The organism is Staphylococcus coagulans, assembly GCF_022557135.1.
GTDB lineage: Bacteria > Bacillota > Bacilli > Staphylococcales > Staphylococcaceae > Staphylococcus > Staphylococcus coagulans.
This window is the reverse complement of sequence record NZ_CP092966.1, coordinates 319,681-345,898: the sequence shown is the minus strand read 5'-3', so window position 1 is coordinate 345,898 and position 26,218 is coordinate 319,681. Positions and strand designations below refer to the sequence as shown.

17 protein-coding genes are annotated in these 26,218 nt (G+C 36.0%); 3 read left to right on the top strand and 14 right to left on the bottom strand.

Annotation, left to right across the window (positions count from 1 at the left end):
- Window positions 1-109: 109 nt before the first annotated feature.
- The 8 genes from gtfB (KM149_RS01480) to KM149_RS01445 all read right to left on the bottom strand — a co-directional run bounded on the left by gtfB (KM149_RS01480) (window position 110) and on the right by KM149_RS01445 (window position 16,533).
- On the bottom strand, window positions 110-1,459 hold the full coding sequence (gene gtfB / locus KM149_RS01480) for an accessory Sec system glycosylation chaperone GtfB (protein ID WP_214971143.1): 1,350 nt from the start codon (window positions 1,457-1,459) through the stop codon (window positions 110-112).
- Window positions 1,452-2,960, bottom strand: coding sequence for an accessory Sec system glycosyltransferase GtfA (gene gtfA / locus KM149_RS01475; RefSeq protein WP_214971145.1), 1,509 nt, complete (start codon window positions 2,958-2,960; stop codon window positions 1,452-1,454). Before gtfA (KM149_RS01475) ends, gtfB (KM149_RS01480) begins: the two co-directional genes overlap by 8 nt.
- Before the next feature lie 16 nt (window positions 2,961-2,976).
- Window positions 2,977-5,361: an accessory Sec system translocase SecA2 gene (gene secA2 / locus KM149_RS01470; protein ID WP_241415483.1), complete on the bottom strand. Its 2,385-nt coding sequence runs from the start codon at window positions 5,359-5,361 to the stop codon at window positions 2,977-2,979.
- Window positions 5,361-6,272, bottom strand: a complete 912-nt coding sequence (gene asp3, locus KM149_RS01465) for an accessory Sec system protein Asp3 (protein ID WP_214971148.1) — start codon at window positions 6,270-6,272, stop codon at window positions 5,361-5,363. Before asp3 ends, secA2 begins: the two co-directional genes overlap by 1 nt.
- A complete protein-coding gene (gene asp2 / locus KM149_RS01460; RefSeq protein WP_214971150.1) occupies window positions 6,256-7,803 on the bottom strand; it encodes an accessory Sec system protein Asp2 in 1,548 nt (515 codons plus the stop codon). The genes asp3 and asp2 overlap by 17 nt, the downstream gene beginning before the upstream one ends.
- A complete protein-coding gene (gene asp1 / locus KM149_RS01455) occupies window positions 7,793-9,343 on the bottom strand; it encodes an accessory Sec system protein Asp1 (RefSeq protein ID WP_214971152.1) in 1,551 nt (516 codons plus the stop codon). Before asp1 ends, asp2 begins: the two co-directional genes overlap by 11 nt.
- Window positions 9,344-9,353: 10 nt before the next feature.
- Window positions 9,354-10,562, bottom strand: a complete 1,209-nt coding sequence (gene secY2, locus KM149_RS01450; protein ID WP_241415577.1) for an accessory Sec system protein translocase subunit SecY2 — start codon at window positions 10,560-10,562, stop codon at window positions 9,354-9,356.
- A gap of 106 nt (window positions 10,563-10,668) precedes the next feature.
- Window positions 10,669-16,533 (bottom strand): KxYKxGKxW signal peptide domain-containing protein, encoded by a 5,865-nt coding sequence (locus KM149_RS01445; protein WP_241415482.1) that lies wholly within the window; start codon window positions 16,531-16,533, stop codon window positions 10,669-10,671.
- 747 nt (window positions 16,534-17,280) lie between these two features.
- Between KM149_RS01445 and lqo the strand changes: the two genes are divergently transcribed.
- Entirely contained in the window at window positions 17,281-18,774 is a 1,494-nt protein-coding gene (gene lqo, locus KM149_RS01440; RefSeq protein ID WP_182281336.1) for an L-lactate dehydrogenase (quinone), read from the top strand.
- A 13-nt stretch (window positions 18,775-18,787) separates the two neighbouring features.
- A complete protein-coding gene (locus tag KM149_RS01435; protein WP_016425969.1) occupies window positions 18,788-18,889 on the top strand; it encodes an SE2200 family small protein in 102 nt (33 codons plus the stop codon).
- A gap of 77 nt (window positions 18,890-18,966) precedes the next feature.
- Here the strand turns inward: KM149_RS01435 and lip are convergent, their stop codons facing one another.
- The gene (gene lip, locus KM149_RS01430) at window positions 18,967-20,835 is read right to left on the bottom strand and encodes a YSIRK-targeted triacylglycerol lipase (RefSeq protein WP_241415481.1); all 1,869 of its coding nucleotides are present in this window, start codon (window positions 20,833-20,835) and stop codon (window positions 18,967-18,969) included.
- 306 nt (window positions 20,836-21,141) lie between these two features.
- Between lip and KM149_RS01425 the strand changes: the two genes are divergently transcribed.
- Entirely contained in the window at window positions 21,142-21,636 is a 495-nt protein-coding gene (locus KM149_RS01425) for an isoprenylcysteine carboxyl methyltransferase family protein (RefSeq protein ID WP_050345089.1), read from the top strand.
- A gap of 56 nt (window positions 21,637-21,692) precedes the next feature.
- Here the strand turns inward: KM149_RS01425 and KM149_RS01420 are convergent, their stop codons facing one another.
- The 5 genes from KM149_RS01420 to KM149_RS01395 all read right to left on the bottom strand — a co-directional run.
- The gene (locus KM149_RS01420) at window positions 21,693-22,172 is read right to left on the bottom strand and encodes a GNAT family N-acetyltransferase (RefSeq protein ID WP_241415480.1); all 480 of its coding nucleotides are present in this window, start codon (window positions 22,170-22,172) and stop codon (window positions 21,693-21,695) included.
- A 23-nt stretch (window positions 22,173-22,195) separates the two neighbouring features.
- Window positions 22,196-22,375, bottom strand: coding sequence for a hypothetical protein (locus tag KM149_RS01415; RefSeq protein ID WP_214971380.1), 180 nt, complete (start codon window positions 22,373-22,375; stop codon window positions 22,196-22,198).
- 45 nt (window positions 22,376-22,420) lie between these two features.
- Window positions 22,421-23,749: an accessory Sec system glycosylation chaperone GtfB gene (gene gtfB, locus KM149_RS01410; protein WP_215021636.1), complete on the bottom strand. Its 1,329-nt coding sequence runs from the start codon at window positions 23,747-23,749 to the stop codon at window positions 22,421-22,423.
- The gene (gene gtfA / locus KM149_RS01405) at window positions 23,742-25,235 is read right to left on the bottom strand and encodes an accessory Sec system glycosyltransferase GtfA (RefSeq protein WP_214971386.1); all 1,494 of its coding nucleotides are present in this window, start codon (window positions 25,233-25,235) and stop codon (window positions 23,742-23,744) included. Before gtfA (KM149_RS01405) ends, gtfB (KM149_RS01410) begins: the two co-directional genes overlap by 8 nt.
- Before the next feature lie 220 nt (window positions 25,236-25,455).
- The coding region (locus KM149_RS01395) for an LPXTG cell wall anchor domain-containing protein (protein WP_281070343.1) at window positions 25,456-26,218 on the bottom strand (763 nt) is incomplete at its 5' end.

Genomic DNA, 26,218 nt, shown 5'->3' with positions numbered 1-26,218 from the left:
TCACATTGGAGAAAGCCGAAAACACAAAAATAAAACGGAGTCAGGACAAGCTATGCGAATCAATCGCATAAAGTCTGACTCCGTTTGTTTATTGCATACGCCTAAGCAATTACTTTTGCCCGTATGCCAATTGATGGATTGTTTTAAATTGTTTAACTGTGATTTCGTTAGCATGTGTTTTTTGATAATTTTGGCGTACTTTAAAGTAACGCTTTTTCAAATGCACATCGCGCAATGCTTGTTTTAATTCTGCTGCTTCATCCTCTTTTGAGAATAAGTTTTGAGGTGCCGTATACGTGCGATTATGTGCAATAGCTGCATAGCCTAAAATCAGCATATCGTAATTGAAGGCTTTACGAACTGCATCGATAATTTCGCCACCTTCATTAATATCCAAATAAATGTCGCACTTTTGATATAACTTCTCGACTGTACTTAATTCAATCGCTTGATATAATCGAACATTTTTATAACGCTCAAGTTGAGTGAGTACCGACGACATCTCAGTGACCGCACCAATATGGAATGTCGCAAATGGACAGGCCTCTATGATTGAAGCGATATGATGAATTTGATCGGTGTTTGTCATTGTGAGAATTTGGGGTTGATATGTGTTCGTCTTTTCATATTGATACAAATAACCACCCTCATGAATAACTGAACATGCATCTTCATTAACCGCTTCAGTAATTGCTTCATATTCCTCTTTATGTGTCACTACAATTTGGAAATCTCTTTGGCCTGTATCGTTATTAAAAATTAACTCCATATTACCTGGGACATTTCCTTTACAATGTTCTTGCCAATAGAGGACATCTTGCCCTCTATGATTAAGATAATACAGCACTGAGAAAGGCGTTCCTAATGAGTTCACCACAAAGTGATTTAAGTCAATCTCCAATGCTTCTAAGAAAAAGGTTAAAAATGCGATATGACTTTCAAAGTGGTACTGCTCACCTTTCCAATTTAATACGACAGATTGCGCTAAGAAATTGTAATAAATTACATCTTTACCGTCTTGATCAAAATAGCGTCTAAAAATTATGTTTCTATTTAAATCATAAACCGTTTGTGCAAAAAGCACACCGTGTTGCGTATAATGATCCACGTACTGTAACTTTCCTTGCTGATTCAACCATTCAACATGACTCACATGACGGCGTTTTTCACCCGGCCTATATTGAATCATCGCACGTTTTTGACTCATATCTTTAACCCATGCTTCTTCATTATTCCCTTCTATTTCCCAAAATCTAGGGACAGGAATTTCATTGAAATAAAGCGGACGTCCATTTTTAGGTGCACGATAGTTCGCGAAAAATTGGTACGGTGTTATCATTCCTTCAGGCAAAAAACCATCATCTTCCAGCACAATTGTTGGCGCTTGTTCATCAGCTAAACTTAAAGAATCATATAATGCTTTTGTTTCACTATCAAAATGTTCGAACAAATTAACCATGTTGCACCTCTTCTACTAAATCTTTCCAATTTTGTTGAATATTTTCTAATAAGTAAGGACGTGCAATTCGATAAGAGGTATCGTGTGGCTTTTTAGGTCCATGATTAAAGTATTGCACCATCGCATCCGCAAGACGCTGAATAATCGCCTCATTGCCTTCTTCTTTGATATCAATCGGAATAAGATATCCATTTTTTCCATCTCGAATAAACGTAGGATTGCCGTAATTCACATCAAAACCGATCATTCCTAAACCAGAGCCAACCGCTTCCATCAACGTTAAACCAAATCCTTCACTCGTAGAAGCTGCCGCAAAGAGCTTATAATCTGCATAAACATCGTCTAATTTAACGTGACCTAACAAGCGAATATAATCTTCTGCTTGATGACTTTGAATTAAATCTTGAATCTGCACTCTTTCGCCACCTTCACCATAGATATCAAATGTGAGTTTCGGTACTTCTTTTTTAGCAATGACCGCTGCACGCACGAGCCAATCAATATGTTTCTCACTAGCTAATCTTGACGCTGTGATCATTGAATAAGGTTTACGCTTTTTGTTTGGCTTCCGCAGTTGATCTAAGCAGCCTACTGGGATTGTGAAAATTTTAGGCGTTGCATTTAAATATTTCTTAAATTGCTGAGCCAAAATATCTTTTTGACGTTCTGTTGCAGTAATATAAAAATCAACCTCTTTATGGTTTGTAAATTGATATTCATAATAGTTGTTCCACAAAATATGATGCTCGTCCGTCGCATTTTCACTGAAATGTTCCGCGTGTACAACAACCCCTAACTTACTGTCGCCACTATTTTGCATCATAGCTTGACCTACTTCAGTCGCGCGATCAAAAATCACAATATCGTCAGCTGTTAAATTTAATTTTTGGAAGAAATAGGCTACAAACGCTTCTTTAGTATAAAGTTTTGCATCTTTCATCGCATAAATATGTGTGCCACCATCAATATATTCTGTATAAGCTACTGAACCATCTTCATTGTAAAATTGACGCATAAAAAGTTTCGCTTTATTGTCATAAGGCGCATAATATTCTGAGAAAGTTCGCACATAACTATAATAATCTTTGCGTACGAGCTTGCCATTAATAACAAATTCAGCAAAATCAACAATATCCTCATGTTCATTTTTTAAATAACAAGTGACATAGCTATCCCCTTGTCCCAACGTCAGCCATCTGACCTTACCTTCTTGCTCTTCTTTCACCACATCGGCATGCATGCTTGCTTTAATATCTTCTAAAGTATAAGAAGTCGGTGCGATTTTAATATCTGTAAAATACTGATAAAGCCAGATTACTTCCTCATCTTTAAAACCTATATTTTCTGTAAGGGTTTGTATATTTTCAGAACTCATAAATTCTAAAAACACAAATTTTAAAGGCATTTTTAGTTCTCGTAGCAATTTGGCACGATACATTTGTGCATACTCGACACCGCTACTCGCCCACCCAATACCAAAATTAATGTTATAAATTGTCAATTTGAAATCACCTCTTCTAATTCGGAAAATGCACGATTAATCGTCCCTTCTCATCAAAACTTGTAATACTTTGACAAAGGTATTTCACGATGTCTTTTTGGATTGCTTCTCTCATCAACTCAAATGATTCGAGCGCGACACGATGATACTCAAAAATAGGATTACGTTTCCCGTTTTGACGTGCATTCACACTTGATTTTAATTTTTGTAAATGATCCACCTGTTTAATCCAATTACTATCCACTGCTTTTAAAATCGCCTTTTGTACAAATTGTGTGTACAAATACGTATTTAATTTCGCTTGTTGATATTGCAATTGCTCTTGAAATAATTGCATTAAATATTGAATGACCTCATTCGGGTTATTTAAATTCAGTGCTGATATTTCACTTGTAAACTGAAAGCTTAAATTTTTATAAATATAATCAATGAGCATCCTTTCAGACACGGTCGCTTTTTTAACAAGTGTGGTAAACACTTCATGCGCAATGCTTTCAAGTTGCTGATGCTCTATTTTGGTCATATTCAAAATGTGATTCCGCTCTTCATAAATCAATTCACGTTGCGCGCTAATACTTTTTTCAAATTCATTGGACGTCTCTCGTGTTTGTGTCCCTTGTTCTTCTGACACCCTTTGGGCACGTTGCACAATTTTTTTAATGCGTCGTTGAAAAACAAGGCTATTTTGAAGCGTATCGGTACCCATTTCCATCAGTTTGTCCATGTTTAAAGACTTTGTATCTCCCCATCGCTTAACCAAATAATCATCAATGGAAATGTAAATTTGAGACGTCCCAGGATCCCCTTGTCTACCTGAGCGGCCTCTTAACTGACGATCTACACGACTATTTTCCATATGCTCACTTATTATGACCGCTAAGCCCCCTAACGCTTTCACACCTTCAGCCAATTTAATGTCTGTCCCACGACCAGCCATACTGGTTGCTACGGTGACTGCTTTTAACTGCCCCGCTTCTGCAATCATTTGTGCTTCTTTCGCAACATTTTGTGCAATCAACAAATTGTTCGGTATATCTAGGTCAAAAAATGCACTTGAGAAATATTCTGCCATTTCTGCAGTACGTGTAATCACAAGGACAGGACGTTGTTCTTGATAAAGCGCTTGAACCCGTTCGATAATGGCGATATTTTTATCTTCGGCATTTCTAAAAACGCGGTCTGGAAAGTCTTGTCTCTGAATCGGCTTGTCAGTTGGAATTTGGACGACCACTTTCGTATATAAATCCAAAAACTCTTTTTCACCGAGTTTGCTTGTTGCGGACATCCCTGAAAAAACATTAAATTGCTTAAATAAATTTTGAAAAGTAATGGTCGCCATCACACTTCTATCCATCGTGATTTCAACATTTTCTTTCGCCTCTAACGATTGATGTAAGCCTGATTGAAGTTTTGTACCTGGCATCATGCGTCCAGTAATGCGATCTATTAATACGATGTCACCTTGAAAAACAAAGTAGTCAAAGTTATTTTCAAACAAATGTCGCGCTCTTAAAGCCAAGTTAATATTGCGCACTAAATCGAAATAAGGGGCATCAAAAATATTTTCAATACCAAAGTATGCATTCGCCGCATCAATACCTTGATCTGTCAACCAAATTTCTTTTTTTGTTTTCTTCATTTCGAAATGTTGCTTTTCCACAAGCGTTTCTACAAACGTTTTGACCACCTTAAACAAGTTCGATTGAAGACGAGGCGCACCAGAAATGACGAGTGGTGTTTGTGCAGAATCTAAAATAATAGAATCCACTTCATCGATAATGCCGTAATTCAGTTTGGGTAGGAATTTACCTTCTTTACTATCTGCTAAATTATCAATTAAATAATCAAAGCCAAGCCGTCCACCTGTCGTATAGATAATGTCATGATTATAAATCGCTTGCTTTTCGCCCTTTTCATATTGATGGTCTGGATCTTCAACAAAGCCTAAAGCGATAGTGATCCCTAACCATTCAAATAATGGTTGCATCTCTAGAAAATCGCGCTTAGCCAAATAATCATTGGTCGTAATAAGGTAAGCCCCTTTTCCAGACAATGCATTCAAGTACAAAGGTAACGTTGCTGTAAGCGTCTTACCTTCTCCCGTTTGCATTTCTGCGATATTACCTTCATGCAAAACAATCGCACCCAAAACTTGGACATCTTTAGGAAACATTCCTAATACGCGCCAGCTTGCTTCTCTCACAACTGCATAGGCTTCTGGCAAGAGGGCATCCAATGTTAACCCTTGCTCTAATTTCTTTTTAAATTCCATTGTTTTTTGTTGAAGTGCCTCATCAGGTAAAGCACGATATGCTTCTTGATAACGATTAATCCGGTTCAATATTTTTTTAAGCTTTTTTAAACGGACTTGGTTAATTGTTTCATGAATGCGATTTGGCATCATTGCTCACCTCCACACACCTTGGCAGTTTGTAACATGGCAAGATGTCGACTTGGATTCAATAGCGGTTCGACTAACTGAAATGCTCCAGTATCTAAATGGTCCTCCGTTTGATAAACGACAACATGCGCGACATCAGTATTCATTTCGACTTCATCATGATTTGGTCGTTGTGTCACAAATGCTGTGCCTTTCATATGCGATGCCATGACACACGCGATTACATTGGAACGTGAATGATAACCTATGAAATGAAGTGAACATTGCTTTCCTAACGCATTGATCCGTGCCGTCAAATTTGATACCACTTGCGCCATAGATGCTACGTCCCAATTGTGCACTGTGATGCAGTTTGGGAACTGGCGAAGCGCACTGTTGCTGACTCCATTTTTTTCGACAAATACGATATTCACTATAGGGAGATGTGACACTTTATTTTGGATATCACTGATGTATAGTTGATTATCCAGTTGCGCATCTTCTCCTTCTTTAATACAAATTTGACGAAATTTCACAACTTTTGAAGCAGCATTAATCATTTGAAGTTCATAATTAAATGCCTGTTGTGGCATTCGTACTTCCGCTTCATGTCCACGAATAATTTGAACATCACAGACCGTGTTATCTCGATGTTTAAAAATGATTTTAAAATAAATGCAATGTGAAGGCTCCACATCATAATCAAATTTGAAATGATAAGTCTGATCTTTCTTTAAAATTGGCAACGTGGGTATCGTTTTATCTTTCTGAAAATTTGTCATCATTTCCCATTGGTGAATGACGATTCCAGACGGCATTAATTCATTTTGAAAGACTGTCTCTGACGCATGAAATCGAAATTGTGTCCCATACATAAATGTATTGGACGTGATTTGTGTCCATCGAATATTAAAACTATCCTTTTCTTTCATGTGTCACTCTCCCAAATCGACTCTCAAGAATCATATTGTAAAAATTAACAAACCAGTTTGTAATCGTTGCAGAATCATCATTATGTCGCCCCGGTATACTGCGGCTCATCACACGGATATGCTGACGGGATAAAAGCGGCAACAGCATATTGAATGCTTCGATGTCATAGTCATCATCTTCCATATACGAGACAGCAACGGTGGTCTCTTTAATACTCGACTGCTCTAAAACATTCCAAAATCTCCGGTTGAGCCTTTGAATTGCATCCGCATCCATTGCTTTTTCATTCTTCATCAATACGTCAATCGCAGTTCCAAATTCTTCAGGTCGTTTTAAACGCATACATTCAGCGATAGTCCCAATATTCACCAGCGGCTTTCCAACAACGATTGCTGCTGGTTTTAACTGTGCACCATAATATAAAGCGCCAAATGACCCCATAGAAAGCCCAGATAAGATTAAATCATCATCTTTAAAACCAAGAAATTTCAACTTATCTTGAATCACTTTAATAATATTGGATTCAAAAGACTTTGAACCTAAATAAAATGCGCCTCCTTCTACTCTCGGATCAGCGATAAGCAGGAATGGCGTTTTAAATTTACGCATCATATAAAATCCTTCAAACCCTTCGGCAGTCCGATAACCACTGAAATAGACATTGAGGGGTGGCTTCAAATCACCGGGATCAAAATAATGAAGAAACTCTTCTCGATTTTCATCGACATAACGTTCTCCACCTAAAATACATTGTCCCATTTCCATTCGAGACCATCTTTTGTGTATCGCACCTACCCGTAAAGTTCCGCTTCCTTTCGCCTTTGCAGTAATAAGAATATACGCATTCTCATCTGCCACTGGTATCTCTAAAGGACGTTTTAGTTCTTCACCTTTTAAGACAAATTCTCGACTAAATTTTCCAGCTGTCCCAAAATCCAATAATCGAAGCGTAAATAAAACTTCAACACGGCCTGTGACAGTATACTCAGGCCATATTTGAATCACTTTCTCACGATCATAAACTAAATAATTTTGCCACGATAAAATAGGCTTAAAGTCTTCCCCAAAATCTCCAGTGAGCACAATCGCATGACTTCCATCATAGTATGCGTTACCTTTAAACTTTGAATTGACGATACAAGTGTGAGGCGCAATTTTATCCCCATACTGTCCTGAGAACGATAAGGCTAACAATTTATGAATGCATTCTTCCGAAGTCTTATATTGAAATGGACGAATCATCCGTTCACGAACCAGTGGCTCTGATTTAAATTTTGAGCCCCAAAATTGTTGATCAATATAAGTGTTGTACGGTGCAGTGATATTTTGTAAAGCCTTCATTAAAGGTTGCGAATAAGCAGTTTGTACAAAAATAAGGTCATATGCTTTATCATTCAAATATTCATCGTATGTCACTTTATCTTCTAACGCACGGGTTGTTAAAAATTGAAAAACAACTTCCTCTTTCGTTAAAAAGTGTGATGACAAATCATTACCGCCTATTTGTAAGACTTTATATTTACGCGCCATTTTCATCACCCACTATCCAATGCGCTAATTGTTTGACGATTTGATGAGATGCATAATGTTTGGCTAACTTCATCGAATAAGCAAAAGCACGGTTCCAATTTTTTAAATGATTTAAGAAGTAATCTGTCGCAATCGCCAAATCATCAATATGGTGAAGGAGATAGCCATTCACACCATGTTGTACATAGTCTGTGGGGTTAAGATTAATCTGTGGTAAACCTGCCCCAATTGAACAAATTTGTAGAAACAAATCTGGCTCGTCACTTAGATCAATAATGAGTCGCATCGTCGCAATTGCTTCAACAAGTTGATTTTCAAAAGGCACTTTTTTCAACACAACATATTCGATTGCTTCATCGCCTACAATATCGCGAATCATTTCAGGTGTTGAATTATTTCCACTCAATTCACGATTGATATGCTGCATCGTTTCATTAATCCATGAGGGTATCACATCATGTGTTTTACTCAACAATTCCACACGGACTTGAGGATGCTGTTGCATTTCCACTTTCAATTGCGCCATTGTGCGTTCGAATAGTAACGGATCAATCCCGTCTATCCATACACCTATCTTCATTTCATGAAGCTGACTACTGATATTTGCGTGAACTTGAACATCAAAAGGCGTAATACGCATCATTTGATTGTCACTTTGAAATTGCTTTTGATAATGCGAAAGACGTCCCTCATTATCAATAGTATCTACAAGCCAATAACGTCCTTTTTTAATTGAAGCAAACTCATTTTCAGGCTCTGCACTTTTTCTGCCTTGAAATATGGAAAAACAGAGCTGTTCACATGGAATGTGTGCCGCAACCAAATGATTATGGCGTATATCCGATGCAACAATCGCCGCTTCAATAGGTGTGTCCGCACGGTCTATATACCGTTGGAACCATTCATGAATAATGTCTGTCATATGTGCATAAGTGATTTGATTAAAAAGAGGTTGATATTTGTGATGAATTTCAACTTTTCCAGTAGCACCATCTTCTTTCATCACCCAGTCACCATCAAATGTCATATAAAGTTGATGATCAACTTGTCCTTTATCATCATAAATCATCACACTAGATAGAAAACCGCGATCATCAAAAATATAACGTCGGCGTTTCACATCGTTTTCATATGTCTCAATCCAAATGAGATAGCCCTCTTGACTAAAATAGATATTTGAATACTGAAACTCCGAAGTGATTGCACGAATATAAAATGGCATATATATAAATTCTGTCTCTTCAGGCCAATTGAGCTGTCGATAGTCCACAGATTGCGGCGTTTGATGTTTAAAACCTTGAATCTCATCAAATAATGACCAATAATGTGCATCAAACAAGTCATGTCGATGTAAAAACGTACGTAAATCAGGACTATAATTTAATAGCACAAGTACAAATGGCTGCTCATTTTTAAGATGCATGCCCATCAGACTGATTAAATCATCAAATTCTGTTTTAGATTTTTTAAAAAAGATGGGTTTGGCATGGCTTTGCCACCAATTCTCATCGCTATACCAAGCCGGGATAAAACATTTCATAATTGTCTCCTCACCAATATTGTTTTAAAACGTGTTGATACTTATCGAAATAGAGATAGGTTCTAAATGTATCTGCAATATTAATCGCAATATAAACTAAAATAATCAATTGTACGGCTAAATATATTTGTTGAGACAAATGTGGGATAAATAATGAGCAATACAACGGTATGCCAATGATAATCCCAACAATAAACGTTCCAAACCAACATATTCTTGTAGCCATACGATTGAGATAAGCGGATGTCTCTTTTCCAGGCCGCACACCTATAAAATAGTTTCCATTTTTTAAGAAGTTTTTCGAGTTTTGCTTCGTATTGATCATTAATCGTGACAGAAAATACCCTAATACGATTTGTATCAATAAATACGTACTGATGCCGATATAATTATCGAAAGAAAAAATTTTAATATGGGCAGTCTGCCCTATCGTCAAACTCAGTGCTAGATTTAACGTACTATTTAATAGTAGAAAGACAGATAAACTAATCATGATGGATAGACTTCCACCTGGATTGAGTTTCCATGCTAAATAATTCACCGTATTTTCTTTTGAAACATCCAAAATATCTTGATATTTTGTTCGGTATTCTATTAATTCAATCAGCAATAAAGTAAATAATGCTGCCACAATCAATACAGTGACAATGATGATTTCGTATGTTTCTATATTTAATTTAGGTCCATGCTGATTAAATATAGATCTCACAATGCTTAACATAACGATTGGCATTGGCCCGGCAACGCCATTTCTTACATTTTGATCGGCAAGCCAAACGAGCATCATTGAGCCCGCAATTAAAATTAATAATAAAAGCAATGCATTGGATTGTTTTAAATGACTATGATAAACGAATTGATTTAAAACAAAGCAGCCTTGCACAATACTCAAAATTAAAGTCAGAAACTTTTCTTTAAAATGCTTTTCCGCTCGTGTTTGTCTCATCGATTTCTCAATATTTTTGTAAGACCATAAGCTAATAATAAGCAATGCTGTTAACCATGGACCGAGTCCAAGTGAAAAAACATTCAATCTTGAAATATCTCCCCCCATATTAGAAACAGCTAGCCTATAAAACCCATTGCCCTGATGTTTCATTGCATGTGCACTGATGATTGGAACATGGCTTCCTAATATGTATATCAATAAAATAAGAATTGTGAACAGTATTCTTTTGTGTAGAATTTTGTATTCATATTGTTTAAAAATACGTTTAATGATATTACCTCTCACATTAACCCTCTTTTATATAAAACATGGGGTCAAAGGGGCTATCCCTTTGATTTTATTGTTCTAGCCCCTTCTACCATGTTTGAACTTAATTTTATTGTTCAGATGATTGGTGATCATCCTCTTTATCTTTTTTAGATTTTTTTAACAATCCAAGACCTGCAAACATTGCTGCAACCGCTGCAAACAAGCCACTTTGTGATGTTGTTTGACCCGTATCTGGTAATGTTTGTTCAGATGCTTTTGCTTGTTGCGTTTGCGTGTCTGATGATTGCATTGTTTGCGCATCCATCGAAGGTGTCGCATTTGTCATTGCATTCATAGCAGACGATTCGCTATCAGATGAAGTTTGAGACATTGATGTGCTCATTGACGTACTCGCTGATCCACTTGCTGTCACTGACGTGCTCATTGACGTACTCGCTGATTCACTTTCGGACAATGATGCATTCATTGACATACTTGTTGATTCGCTTTCTGACACTGATGTGCTCATTGACATACTTGTTGATCCACTTTCTGACGTTGATGCACTCATTGACGTACTTGCTGATTCACTTTCGGACGTTGATGTACTCATTGACATACTTGTTGATCCACTTTCTGACGTTGATGCACTCATTGACGTACTTGCTGATTCACTTTCGGACGTTGATGTACTCATAGATTGTGATTCTTTAACAGAAAGGCTCATTGATACACTTTCGTATGTTGACAAGCTATCTGATGCGCTTGTAGACATACTTACTGAATCACTCATATGACGAGATGCTGATAATGACGCACTTTCATCTGCATTTACAGACATTGCTTCTGATACAGATGTACTTGTTGAAGTACTCAACGAAGCACTTGTTGACGCGCTCGCTGCTTCAGATACAGCTTGATTTACACTTGCTGACAATGATGCATCTGTTGATGTTGAAGCTTCCGCACTTGCTATTTCACTCAATGATGCACTCATAGATTGACTATTCAAACGTGCTTCTTCTACTGAATGACTTAACGATGCTTTGTCAGAGTTCGATACTGAAATTGATACACTTGAAGCTGTACTCATCGATGCACTTGCTGATGCTTGTTCTACGATTGAAGTAGAAGTTGATGCACTTTCTGCAGCTTTTTGTGAAGCTTTTTCATATTCTGAAAGGCTTGCTGATTTGGAAAGTGATGCTGACTCACTTGTCGAATGTTGTACCGACTGATGCGCTGACTTAGATAATGATGCTTGTTCTGATTTCGACGCAATTTGTGATTGAGATGACGCATTTTTCATAGAAGCACTTTCAGATACTCGTTGGCTCATGGATGCTTGTTCAGAAGCACTCAATATACCCGATTGACTTGCTGATGTAGAAGCAACTGTTGAATCACTTGTCGAAGTACTTGCTGATAATGATGCTGACTCAGCTGAAGCCATCTCACTTGGTGTGTGATTTTTGTAGCTTTCAATTGCGCTTGTTGATAACGATGTGCTCATCGATGCACTAGCTGAAAGACTTCTGATGTCATTAAACATCAATGACACGCTTGTTGACGCACTCACTGATAATGATTGGATTTGTAAACCAAATTCAGAAACGCTTGTGGATACACTTGCTTTATCAGCATCTACTTTTGAATTCGATTCTGATGTGCTTGCTGACGCACTTTCTGATTGAGATTCTGCCAATGATTGTTTTTCTGACATTTGTGCAGACAATGAATCACTTAGAGAAGCATTCATCGATGCACTTGTTAATGTTGAAACAGAGTTTGCTTCATACTCAGAAGCAGCCATTGATGCCAAATTGCTAGTTGAAGTGCTGATTGACGTGCTCTTATCTGCACTTGCAGACTGACTCATTGTTGCAACAGTTTCATTAGATTGATCTGCTGACATGCTCATTGATTCAGACTCACTCATAGCACGACTAAACGAACTACGCTCTGATACACTTGTCGATTCACTCAACTGTTCAGTGGACTTAAGTTCAAGATTTGTAGACATCGCTGTTGATTGTGAATCAGAAGCGGATGTACTTGTTGAACTACTGCTCATAGCACGCATCGACGCACTAGTCAAACGTGAAGCTGACAATGATTGTTGATCTTTAAGACTCACGCTAGACGCGTTTGACATAGAATCAACGGTAGATTGGCTTGTTGATACACTTACAGACTCACTGATTAACTCAGATACATTAGTAGGAAGTTTATCAGACGTTGACGTACTCATTGATTCACTAATTACACCGATTGGTAAATCTGTTGTTAATGGTTTGCCTGTTGACGCACTCATCGATGTTGATGTGCTCGCTGATACTGACTCGCTCGCTTTGTTTGCCGACTCAGATGTTGATGCACTTACTGATGTCGATGTGCTCGTTGATGCTGATTCGCTTGCTTTGTTCGTCGACTCAGATGTTGAAGCACTCACCGACGTTGACGTGCTCGCTGATTCAGATGTTGATGCACTTACGGACGCTGACGCGCTTGCTTTATTCGCCGACTCAGATGCTGACGCACTCACTGATGTTGACGTGCTCGCTGACGCTGATCCGCTTGCTTTGTTCGCCGATTCAGATTCAGATGTACTCATCGATGTTGATGTACTTACTGAAACGGATTCACTCGCTTTGTTTGCCGACTCAGATGCTGACGCACTCACCGATGTTGACGTGCTCACTGATGTCAATGTGCTTACTGAAACGGATTCGCTTGCTTTGTTCGTCGACTCAGATGCTGACGCACTTACTGATGATGATGTGCTCGTTGATGCTGATTCGCTTGCTACTTGATTCGAATTTGATTCCGATTCACTTGCTGATGCTGATACACTCTTAGTTACTGACGCGGAAGCTGATTCACTTATAGATACAGACGCACTCTTTACTACTAATGTTGAAGCTGATTCACTCACCGATGTTGATTCACTTGTTGATGTCGACTCACTTGCTACTCGGTTTGATGTTGATACTGAATCACTTGTTGATGCTGATGCACTCTTAGCTACTGATGCAGAAGCTGATTCACTCACCGACGTTGATTCACTCGCTACTCGGTTTGATGTTGACACAGATTCGCTTGCTGAAGTTGATGTGCTAGTAGAAGTTGACTCGCTTGCTATTCTGTTCGAATTTGACACAGATTCACTTGTTGATGCTGATGCACTCTTAGCTACTGATGTAGAAGCTGATTCACTCACCGACGTTGATTCACTTGTTGACGTCGACTCGCTTGCTACTCTATTTGAATTTGACACAGATTCACTTGTTGATACGGAATCACTATTAGCCACTGATGCGGAATTTGAATCACTCACTGATGTCGATTCGCTTACTAATCGGTTTGATGTTGATACGGAGTCACTTGTCGATACCGATTCACTCTTTGCGGCTGATGCGGAATTTGATTCACTTACTGATGTTGAAGCGCTTGTCGATGTCGATGCTGAATCTGATTCGCTTACGGACGTTGATTCACTTGTCGATGTTGACTCGCTCGCTAATCGATTTGATGTTGAAACTGATTCGCTTGTTGAAACCGATTCACTATTAGCCACTGATGCGGAATTTGAATCACTCACTGATGTCGACTCACTTGCTACTCTATTTGAATTTGACACAGATTCACTTGTTGATGCTGATGCACTCTTAGCTACTGATGTAGAAGCTGATTCACTCACCGACGTTGATTCACTTGTTGACGTCGACTCGCTTGCTACTCGATTTGAATTTGAAACCGATTCGCTTGTTGATGTTGATGTGCTCTCAGCTGCTGATGCCGAGTCGGCCTCACTCACCGATGTTGATGCACTTGTTGAAGTTGACTCACTCACTACTCTATTCGAATTTGATTCCGATTCACTTGTTGATACGGAATCACTATTAGCCACTGATGCGGAATTTGAATCACTCACTGATGTCGACTCGCTTGCTAATCGGTTTGATGTTGATACGGAGTCACTTGTTGATGCTGACTCGCTCGCTACTCGATTTGAATTTGAAACAGACTCACTTGTTGATGTCGACTCGCTTGCTAATCGATTTGAATTTGACACTGACTCGCTTGCCGATACCGATTCGCTCTTAGCTAACGACGCGGAATTCGATTCACTTACTGATGTTGATTCACTTGTCGATGTCGACGCAGAAGCTGATTCTCTTACCGACGTTGATGCACTTGTCGATGTCGATTCACTCGCTAATCGGTTTGATGTTGACACAGATTCGCTTGCTGATGTTGATGTGCTAGTAGAAGTTGACTCACTCGCTACTCTATTCGAATTTGATTCCGATTCACTTGTCGATGTCGACGCACTCTTAACTACTGACTCGGAAGCTGATTTACTTTCGGAAACTGAAGTACTTGTTGACGCTGATTCGCTTGCTAGATGTGCAGAAGTTGATTCAGACTCACTTACTGATGTCGATTTCAATGCACTTATTCTCTCTGACTCTGCAACCGATTGACTTCTAACTACGCTTTCAGATTGCGCCTTAACCAATGAAGTAGAAGCATTACGGCTTTCTGTAATCGCCCTTGCTCCATTTGGATTATATTTTTTATATGGATCAATATTACTAACGACGTCTGAAAAATAGTTTTGTCCTCTTTTACCACCAATATCGTCGTAAGAAGCAAATGGTGTGAAGTTATAAGAAACGTCTCCATTAGGATTTAAAATTGGTACTTCAATAACAGTTGTTAAACCGTACCCTGCTTTAATCTGATCAGAATCCATTACACCTGATTGCCAATAATAACCATTCTTTGCATCCCCGCGTAAAGGATAGGTCTGATCCGTAGAGGCAAATCTAGTTCTCCAACCCCTTTCCGTAATACCTTGCGTAATTTTAGTTGGCTTACCATAATCTTTTCCTAACTTTAGCATGCCTATGTTTTTATCAGAGGTGTTTCTGACTTTTGTTCTCGGATAATATAAACTTGATGGAGAGTCAATTCCCGCTGTGTGTACATTGTCGTAAGATATTGTATACTTAAAGATTGCATTATGACCGTCACTATCAACTTGTAATTCATAGTAAACATTTACATTATTACGAGTATCTCTACCATCGCCTTGGTTTCTCTCTCTTTCAGAACGACTTGAAAGTGCCACTCTAAATGCTGTTTCTCCAACTTCTGTAGCGACTGTATGAACCGGAGAAATTGTTGAGTTTAACACAAGCGCTTCTGTATTTGCTAATGACTGTGATGACGCTTGAGAAGATGACTGCTTCTCACTTACAGATACACTTGCAGGTTGCATTGAATTTTGACTATTCTGATTAATTGACGCAGAAGTTTTGCCTTCACTTTTCGATGTGATTGCTTCTGAAGTTTCTGATGCTTTAGAAATAGATGTAGATTTTTCCACATTTGATTCTGATTGCTTCTCAGAATTTGAGACTTGTTTTTCATCTGATTGCTTATGCTTTGATGCTTGAGATACTGAAGTACTTGTTGAAGTAGAAGCAGATTCTGATAATGACACTGAGTCTGATTCCGATAAAGAAGTGCTTTCTATATCTTGTTTTAATACTTCACTTTCAGAAGTAACGACACTATCACTTTCAACAGTACTCGCGCTCGCCTCTACATTAGAAACTGAATTTTCAATTGCAATTGATGTTTGATCCCCAATTGTTTGACTCTTTGTTGCTAACTCTGAAGTCATCGGAGCATCTGATGCGGCAAATGCTTGTTGATCATGCAACATGTTAACAGTAAACATCCCTCCGGCGATTGCCGTTGTTTGCATTGCATGTTTTTTAATTTTTTCACCAAAACGCGTTGTAACTTCGCCATCTTCATTTTTTACAATATCTCTACTTAAAAAAGGTAAACCCATGGCTTTTAAGAGTTGAATCTCTTTAATACCGGCTTTTACCCATTCCTTTCCAGATTTGTATAGTTTCACTCTTGCTTTTTCTTGTCCTAAACTTTTTCTAAATTCCCTAAATTTTCTTGTCATTGCAAAACTCCCATTAAATAATTTCCATAAAACTTGAACTTGTCATCCCAGCCTATATAAGATAATAATACCTTTTATTTAACTGCGCAATAAAATATTAAATGAAATCTAGTTTGTAATATAATCTATTTCAGATTTTGAATACCTATTTATATAAAATTACTTTTTATTTGTTCTTATGGGAATTTGCATTTAAAAAGCATAGAGATGTGACTCTATTGAATTCTTTATTTTTAAAGGGTTTGTTAATCGAGGCGCTTCTGAAAGTTAGAACATTGAGGGATGCGTTATAAAAATTTTATTAAATTTAAACTAATAATTAATTGAATGAATTTAGCAAATAAGTAGAAAAATATTAATAAAGTGTTTCTTCATTCAATTGAGCCACTATTTTCAAAGTATTTTTACATCAATTTTTCAGATAAATGACGCTTTATCATATTTTCTACCTTAATCACATGATAAACACGCGTATTAATACAATAAATTTTAGAAATTACTACAAATGAATAGAAAAAGCATTGATTCATGACTTTAATACCATTATTATTGAAGTAACGCTTTAAAATTAGATGAATCAACCTCCAATTACTTTATTTTTTTATACGTGAGTTATTCGTTTTCGTTATGTATAAAAATGTATTATAATAGACTGTGGAGTAATTTTAAGGTCTGTGACATCAATCATATTTACTCAGGGATATTATGTTTATTCCTCACTATACAAACAATGAAAGGTGATTATGTATGCCAACACAATCAGATTCAAAAGACATCGTCATTATCGGTGCCGGTGTACTTAGCACGACTTTCGCCTCAATGATTAAAGATTTAGAGCCACATTGGAATCTTAAATTATATGAGCGTTTAGATCGTCCAGGTGTGGAAAGTTCAAACGAACGCCACAATGCCGGTACAGGTCACGCAGCACTTTGTGAATTGAACTACACTGTTAAACAACCAGATGGTTCAATTGACATCGAAAAAGCAAAAGAGATTAACGAAGAATTTGAAATCTCTAAACAATTCTGGAGCTATCTTGTTAAAAGTAAAAACATTGATACACCAAGAGATTTCATCAATCCACTTCCTCACATTAGTTTTGTAAGAGGTAAAAATAACGTTCAATTCTTAAAAGATCGTTACAATAAAATGAAAGCATTTCCAATGTTCGACAATATCGAATTCACTGAAGATATTGAAGTGATGAAAAAATGGATGCCATTAATGATGCAAGGTCGCAATTCTAGTGATATTATGGCTGCAAGTAAAATCGATGAAGGTACTGACGTTAACTTTGGTGAATTAACACGTAAAATGGCGAGAAGTATCGAAAAACATGAAAATGCAGACGTACACTACAACCATGAAGTCAAAGACTTTAACCGTCGTTTAGATGGTAAATGGGAAGTTACAATCATCAACCGCAACACTGGAGAAAAACAAGTTCAGCTTGCTGATTACATCTTCATTGGTGCTGGTGGCGGTGCGATTCCTTTATTACAAAAAACAGGTATCCCTGAAAGTAAACACTTAGGTGGTTTCCCTATTACAGGTCAATTCTTAATGTGTACAAACCCAGACGTTATCGAAGAACACGGTGTCAAAGTTTATGGTAAAGAGCCACCTGGTACACCACCAATGACTGTGCCTCACTTAGATACGCGTTACATTAACGGTCAAAAAGCATTATTATTCGGACCTTTCGCAAGCATCGGCCCTAAATTCTTGAAAAATGGTTCAAACTTAGATTTATTCAAATCAGTTAAACCATACAACATCACGACTTTACTTGCGGCAGCTGCGAAAAACTTACCATTAATCAAATACTCAATCGATCAAATCTTAATGACTAAAGAAGGTTGTATGAACCACTTACGTACTTTCTACCCAGAAGCTAAAGACCAAGATTGGGAATTATACACAGCTGGTAAACGTGTTCAAGTTATTAAAGATACTAAAGAATACGGTAAAGGTTTCATTCAATTCGGTACTGAAGTGGTTAACTCAGAAGACCACACTGTTATCGCTTTACTTGGTGAATCACCAGGGGCTTCAACATCAGTTTCTGTAGCACTTGAAGTGTTAGAAAGAAACTTTGCTCAATACGAAGCTGAATGGAAACCTAAGTTACAAAAAATGATTCCTTCATACGGTAAATCATTAATTGAAGATGTTGATTTAATGAGAAAAACACGTAAACAAACTTCAAAAGACTTAGAATTAAATTACTACGAGTAAAGGAGTTGCCAATATGAAAAAATTAGTTATCGTTGCAACTGTACTCACTGCAGCATTCGTCGCTTTAAAACGCTATCAAGAGCATGTTAATAAAATGCCAAATATTGAATACTAATTCAACCTATATTGATTGATAGTATTGAAAAGACGTTCAAATGAATTTTCATTTTGAACGTCTTTTTTTATCTCTTTTTATGCAGTTTCAAGTACCTCTTCACGTACGAGATCATTCATAATTCCCAGATAGAAACGAGCTAATTCTGCACCTGTATGATGGAAGTCTAATGTATCTTGTCCTGTGAAATCTGTATGATCCCATCCTTTCATCGTAGGTGTCACTTGCCAAACCCCTTTTTTAGGCGCTGTGTTATCATCAACATATTCAAAAGGTTCATTATCTGGATGTTGACCTGAAATCACAGAAACTAAGCCATCATTTTCTCTCCACGCTGTATCACGTGTTCGTCCTATTAAATCCCCTGTCACCTTATGTTCAATATTCATATGGACATCTGATATTTGAATACCTAATCGTGTTTTGTTCGTCGCAGATCCTGTATAGGTTTTATAGTAAATATTCGGATTAATATCTGTCCGTTGATTGATTTTCTTAGCACCTTCACGCGTCAAATCATAAAGAGCTGTATCTTCAGAAGTAAACAGTGGACTCTTACTTGCACGTTTCGCATATTCAGCAAATGTTTCACCTTGACGTTGTTCTAAGCCCCATTGTTTAAGACCATAATCTACAGCTGAATTTTTACGCCCTTCAAACAAACCGTAATCGTAAATGAGTCGCTTAATAATATCTTTATTACCTAATTCATCCGAAGCGACTGTACCATCGTGCGGTGTAGCTATTGTTGTAATTGACGAAATTAAATGATCGTGATTCCCTTGAAAAAGAGGACTTATCGTACCGCCATGTTGCTTTTGATACGCAATCTCTTCAGGATCTCCTTTTCGTAACAAAGACTCTAACATCCGAATCGTTTGTCCTCCCATACTATGGCCGATGAGATGAATTTTTTGTCCCGGTTGCCAGCCGGGTAAAATGCCTGGATATGATTTACCATATCGCGCATGTCCATATTTGTTTGCATGAGCTTGTCCATAATCGACGACACCGCCTTTGATATAAGTATAGAGCTCTACAGCACGATCCCAGTTACTCCCAAAAGCACTGACACTTGCTTCATAAACGTTATAACCTGATGCGCGCAATTGATTCATCATGTCGTATTTTTTACCACCCCAATAATGGGTTCCAGGAGGCGCATTATTACCTACAAAGCCCCCATAACCATGCACAAAAATGATGGGTTCTTTATTTTTATACTGTGCTTGTTGAGGCGCTTGTGTTGCCTTTTTCACAGATGCTTCCTTTGTTGACGCCACTTGAGGTTCACGAGGTTGCGTTTCTTCTTTTGCACTTAAATTTTGAGTCGTCGTTGATTTCTTATCATTATCGATCATTTCTAAATTAGGCGTATGCGCAGACTCTTTTTCATAATTAATTTCTTGTTTATGTGCATTCACGTTATTAAATTCAGGATCGACTTGATTGGGTGTTGTTTCAGCATTACGACGATCAATCACAGAAAATTCCGGATCTAAACCGGCATTTTGATTGTTTTGATGAGAAGCAACCTTTGGCGCATGAACAACATTACTTGGGTTAGATGTACTATTTTGTGCCTTTAGTTTTGTATCACTCGCAGAATGATTTCTTTCAGGTGCTGTGTTTTCTTGCGCTAAATGGTTATTCGTATATGTGACATTTTGTTTTAAAGTAGTTGTTTTCTGAGATGTTTCTGGAGTTTTTGATAATTCAACTTGTGAGGCATTGGTCTCATTGTTTTGTCGAAGGAGATTCCTCATCACGTTCTCACTTTCTGTGTGCAACGTTTGAGATGTATTAAGTGAATGACCTTGATGTACTTCATCTGCATACGCATCATGTCCTACCCATACGAATAAACTTGTAGCGAGCAGTATGGTAGAGATACTGACACTTCGTGTTCTTAAAGCATATATATGGTCTTGCTGATGATTAAACATAAAAACCCTCCTTAATAATCTAGTTTCTATAATCAATTTATCAATTTGTAACGTATATTATTTCATATTTGCCTACTTTATATTCTTCAATGCTTAACTGTTATCGAAATCAAATTCAATTCACACTTAATCATCAAAAATATCTTTTCTTTAATAATCTAATCGAGCGCATCGTCAACCTTCTTCAAAATCAAAAATTATAAATTTAATAAATAGTTAATAGTAATTTTTTGATTAACTGTTTATTATTAAAACGATGTCTATAACAATAGAATTAAAATTGAATATATTATTTTGGAGGACCTCATGACTTTAATTATTTTAATCATCTTTTTTATCATTCGCTTAGTCAGCCTTGCAATTTCCGTTAAACACGCGAAAAAGCTTGTACAACAAGGCGCAAAAGAATACGGTCAAAAAAATTCAAAATGGCTTGCACTCACACATATCTTAATCTACGTTGCGGCTGGGGTAGAAACTGTCATCACTCATGAAACATGGAGTTTCTTTAACACACTAGGACTAATCATTTTAATCGTTGCGTATGGCGTTTTATTCCATGTTATTAAAACATTAGGCCCGATTTGGACTTTAAAACTTTACATCTTACCAGAACATCCGATTATCAAATCAGGTCTATATCGTATTACCAAACACCCGAATTATTTTTTAAATATCATTCCGGAATTAATAGGGGTCATCCTACTTACACACGCTTCATACACTTCTTTATTGTTACTTCCATATGCCTACTTCTTATACGTTCGTATACAACAAGAAGAAAAATTAATGTCTTTATAAACAACAAAGCACTTCTAAGTAAAATCCATTACTTAAAAGTGCTTTTTATTTATGCCTTATTTAATTGCTTTAAACAACAAAATCTCATGCTTAATTGGTATTTGATGGTCCCCTAATAAAGGAATCGAAGACTTGATACGTCGTGCATCATTTACAGCATTTTTCATTATTTTTTCTAGCTCATATCCATGCTTCTGAAAAAAGCCAAGTGCACGCAGATTATCATTTGTAGTGATAACTTGAATCTCCTCAACAGGTGAGGCTTGTACTTTGAGTTCTAGTGCCTTCAATAACTTTGACCCCACTCCTCTAACCCCTTCAATATTATTAATTGAGATGATTTCAACCACTGTATTTCTAATCGCGTAAGTAAGTATACCGTAAACCTTTTCTTCAACAACACATACAAAACCTGGGAGTTTTGATAGATGATACACACCTGAACTCACTATCATACAATCATCATGCCAATAGTGGTTAAAGAAAGACTTCAATTGTGATTCTTCTAGTTGATCCATTTCGATAATATCCATCATAATCACCCACTTAATTAAAACGTTTAAAAAAATATATGCTTAATAACGTTAAAAGCAAAAAGAGAAATAATTATTATATAAACAATAGCCTTTCCCCAAGAAAAATTGCTCGTTTTTTTTGTATCTTCTTGAGAAGAATTTTGATATCTTAGCAACTCTTCTTCAATTTCTTTATTAATTTCTTCCATGTTTCGTTCTTTCAAAGTATTCAGCCTCTTTTTAATTTTATTCAAATTTTTTAGTAATAATTATTTAGTTTTAAAAATGCTTCTAAAGTTCTCTTTAGATATAGATCCAGCTTTTTTATGTTGCAGTTCTAATCTTTTATTAAGTTGCTGCTTATCTCTATTTACTTTATACAAGATCTCACTTAAAACTGAAGATTCATCAGTCGGTAAAATATTTTCACTTGCAGTTACAGCTATGTTATGTTTAATCTCATCGTATGATAGTATCAATAAATTATAATCATATGCAGCACGTACCGAATCCAATATTTCATTACCTCTATTGATATCTAAATAAATATCACAACTTCTATATAGTTCTATACATTTTTGCTTAGTTACATTTGGGTATAGATACACATTAGGATAATGTGAAAGATTCAATAATTTATTTGACATTGTAGTTACAGCAGCAATATGAAAGTCTAAGTTTTTATTTTTTTGTATAATTTCTTCTATATTTATTAACTGATCAGAGTTAGTTAAATTTAGGACTTGGTTTGAATAGTTATTCTCTTTTGTAAATTTATAAACATAACCTCCCATTAAGACATTATCTTTATATTCGTGATTTATTTTATTAATAAGTATTTCGTATTTTTCTGAATTAGGTATAATTATTTTTAAACTTCTATAAGGGTTCCTTAGTGCTTGGTGCATATGAGACACTATATTGTCATTAATATCTTCGTCCCAGAACAGTATATTCTCACCTTTCGTTTTAATATTGTTCACTATAGCTGATGATTTCAATAATGAATTAAATAAAAAAGACTCATTTTTCAAATCACTAACATCTATAAAAAAGTTCATAAAGTTTATTGTTGATGAAAAGTGAAATTCTCGGTTTCTCCATGTTAAAAATACATCATTAGTTATATAATTTTCAGTCATAAATTTTTTGCCGTGCTCATTATAATAAAACTTCATGATTCGTTTTTGACTATCAGAATCTAGTATCAACTGCGCATATTTAATTCCATATTTATTATAATAATCAATATACTGGGTATGACCCCCGCCATTCAACCATTCTACTCTTTCAATTATTCTATTTTTGAAATTTTTTTGATAGAAAATTTTAGCCTTAATTTTATTTTTATCTTTTACTAATCCACTTTCATTATTTCCTTCAATGGACCAGAGCCTTGGGATTTTTAATTGGTTAAAATATAATGGCTTTGTGCTTTTGTTAACATTTTCTGAAAAAAAAGCATACGGTGTTATTACATCATCTGGTAGGAATCCGGTTTCTTCTATTACTATTGTAGGAACTTTAAGATTTGAATACTTAAACGAATTATATAAAGTAACATTTTTTTTATTAAGTCTTTCAAAAAGATTAATCATATTTCACCTCATTTAATAGCCTTTTCCATTGTTTAGCAATTTGTTTTTGCAAGTAGCTCCTAGCAATTCTATATGATTCATTTTGTACACTTTTCATATCCATATTGAAATAACTGATTATCCCATTCGCTAATCTATCTACAATTATATTTTCATTATCCTTATTTATATCTATAGGTAATAATATGCCATTCTTTTTATCTTTAATAAAATTAGGATTTCCATAATTTACGTTAAACCCAACAATCCCTAACCCCGATCCCAATGATTCCATAAGTGTCAAACCAAATCCTTCACTAGTGGACCCAGATAGAAACAGTTCATATTTAGAATAAATATCATTTAAATTTACATGACCCCGCAACCTAATGAAATCATTCGCTTTATTGTTCTCTATTATTTGAATTAACTCATTTCTTTGTGATCCTTCACCATAAACATCAAAAGTTAAATCAGAAACCTTTGATTTAGCTTTAATAATTGCTTTAACTAGCCAATCTACATGTTTTTCTTTCGCTAAGCGAGACGCTGTGACTATTGAACTTTTTACTCTATTGGTTGAATATTTTAATTGTTCTAAATTACCGACAGGAATTGTGTATATTTTAGGACTGTATTCATAGTATTTTTTGAATTGACTAGATAAAATATCATTCTGTAATTGAGTAGCTGTTATAAAAAAATCTACCTCTTTTGCATTATTAAAAACATACTCATAATAATTATTCCATAAAATGTTTTCTTCTGTAGTCAAATTTGTATTATAATGTTCTGCATGTACTACTACACCAACTTTAGACTTAGCTCTATTTTCTAATATAACTTGTCCAAAATCTTTTGATCTATCTAATAAAAGTATATCTTTATCACTCAGTTTGAGTGATTTCAAAAAGTATTTTATTAACTCATGCTTAGAATACAACATAAGATCATCAAAAATAAACATACTGTCATTTTTACTTACATATTCTTTAAACGCTACATCTCCATTTTCATTATAAAATTCCCTCATGTAACATTTTGCTCTTTTATTCTCTGGTGCAAAATACTCAGAAAGAATGTGTGTATATGAATAATAGTCTCTTTTTATCAAGTTCCCTTTATAAATATGTTCTACTCTTTCTACAAAACCACTCTTACTTAAGTAAATCTTTAGGTAATTCTTATTTTGATCAAAAAATACTTTTTTTATATTTTCCTCATCTATAACTTTTGAAATCTCCTCGACTTTAATCACATCTTCGGCTTTAATAGTTGAAGGTGAAATTTTAATGTTAGTAAAATATTGGTATAACCAAATAATTTCACTATCTTTGAATCCTAAATTACTAGTTAAAGATTGAATATTATTATTTTCTATAAAATCTAAGAAAACGAACTTAGTTGGAACGTGTAATTTTCTGAATAATTGCAATCTATATGCTTGAGCATATTCTACACCACTACTCGCCCAACCTATACCTAAGTTAATATTATATACTGTCATTACAATTCCCTTCCTATTTTTACATTTTTCTAATTAATTTATATTTCACACTACTATTATAACCTTTCCTATAATCATTTAGTAAGAACAATGTTATTTAATTATATAAACTATATAGAATTATTAGAAATGTAACAATTGTATCTATAAATTTTAACTATAAACAAAACAAGCCAAGGATTTCTCCCTGGCTTATTTTTATGTCGAGACACTAAATCAATTATTCTTTACTTTGATTTTTTTCATTCTTATTTTTTCTCAATAATCCTAAACCTAGAAGACCTAGTAGTCCTCCTAGAATTCCTGGATTACCCGAATTATTCTCTCCACCAGTTTCAGGAAGTTGTTTATCTTCATTAATTGATTGGCTCTCGCTCAGTGACTCACTTTCCGAAATGGATTGGCTTTCACTCAATGATTCGCTCTCTGAAATGGACTGACTTTCGCTTAACGATTCGCTTTCAGAAATAGATTGACTCTCGCTCAATGATTCGCTCTCGGAGATGGATTCACTCTCACTTATTGATTCGCTTTCAGAAATCGATTGACTCTCGCTCAATGATTCACTCTCTGAAATCGATTGACTCTCACTCAATGATTCGCTTTCTGAGATGGATTCACTCTCACTTATTGATTCACTTTCCGAAATAGATTGGCTCTCACTTAATGATTCACTCTCTGAAATCGATTGGCTTTCACTTAATGATTCGCTCTCTGAAATGGACTGACTTTCGCTTAACGATTCACTCTCTGAAATCGATTGACTCTCGCTCAATGATTCGCTCTCGGAGATGGATTCACTCTCACTTATTGATTCACTCTCTGAGATAGATTCACTTTCGGAGATTGACTCACTCTCACTTATTGACTCACTTTCCGAAATAGATTGACTTTCACTTAATGATTCACTCTCTGAAATCGATTGGCTTTCACTCAATGATTCGCTCTCTGAAATCGATTGACTCTCGCTCAATGATTCGCTT

Coding starts and splice junctions, on each gene's coding strand:
- KM149_RS01445 (WP_241415482.1), bottom strand. CDS start 16,533: ATGACAAGAAAATTTAGGGAATTTAGAAAAAGTTTAGGACAAGAAAAA.
- gtfA (WP_214971386.1), bottom strand. CDS start 25,235: ATGACAGTATATAATATTAACTTAGGTATAGGTTGGGCGAGTAGTGGT.
- asp3 (WP_214971148.1), bottom strand. CDS start 6,272: ATGAAAGAAAAGGATAGTTTTAATATTCGATGGACACAAATCACGTCC.
- asp2 (WP_214971150.1), bottom strand. CDS start 7,803: ATGGCGCGTAAATATAAAGTCTTACAAATAGGCGGTAATGATTTGTCA.
- gtfB (WP_215021636.1), bottom strand. CDS start 23,749: ATGATTAATCTTTTTGAAAGACTTAATAAAAAAAATGTTACTTTATAT.
- secA2 (WP_241415483.1), bottom strand. CDS start 5,361: ATGCCAAATCGCATTCATGAAACAATTAACCAAGTCCGTTTAAAAAAG.
- lip (WP_241415481.1), bottom strand. CDS start 20,835: ATGTTTAATCATCAGCAAGACCATATATATGCTTTAAGAACACGAAGT.
- lqo (WP_182281336.1), top strand. CDS start 17,281: ATGCCAACACAATCAGATTCAAAAGACATCGTCATTATCGGTGCCGGT.
- gtfB (WP_214971143.1), bottom strand. CDS start 1,459: ATGGTTAATTTGTTCGAACATTTTGATAGTGAAACAAAAGCATTATAT.
- asp1 (WP_214971152.1), bottom strand. CDS start 9,343: ATGAAATGTTTTATCCCGGCTTGGTATAGCGATGAGAATTGGTGGCAA.
- KM149_RS01425 (WP_050345089.1), top strand. CDS start 21,142: ATGACTTTAATTATTTTAATCATCTTTTTTATCATTCGCTTAGTCAGC.
- KM149_RS01435 (WP_016425969.1), top strand. CDS start 18,788: ATGAAAAAATTAGTTATCGTTGCAACTGTACTCACTGCAGCATTCGTC.
- KM149_RS01420 (WP_241415480.1), bottom strand. CDS start 22,172: ATGATGGATATTATCGAAATGGATCAACTAGAAGAATCACAATTGAAG.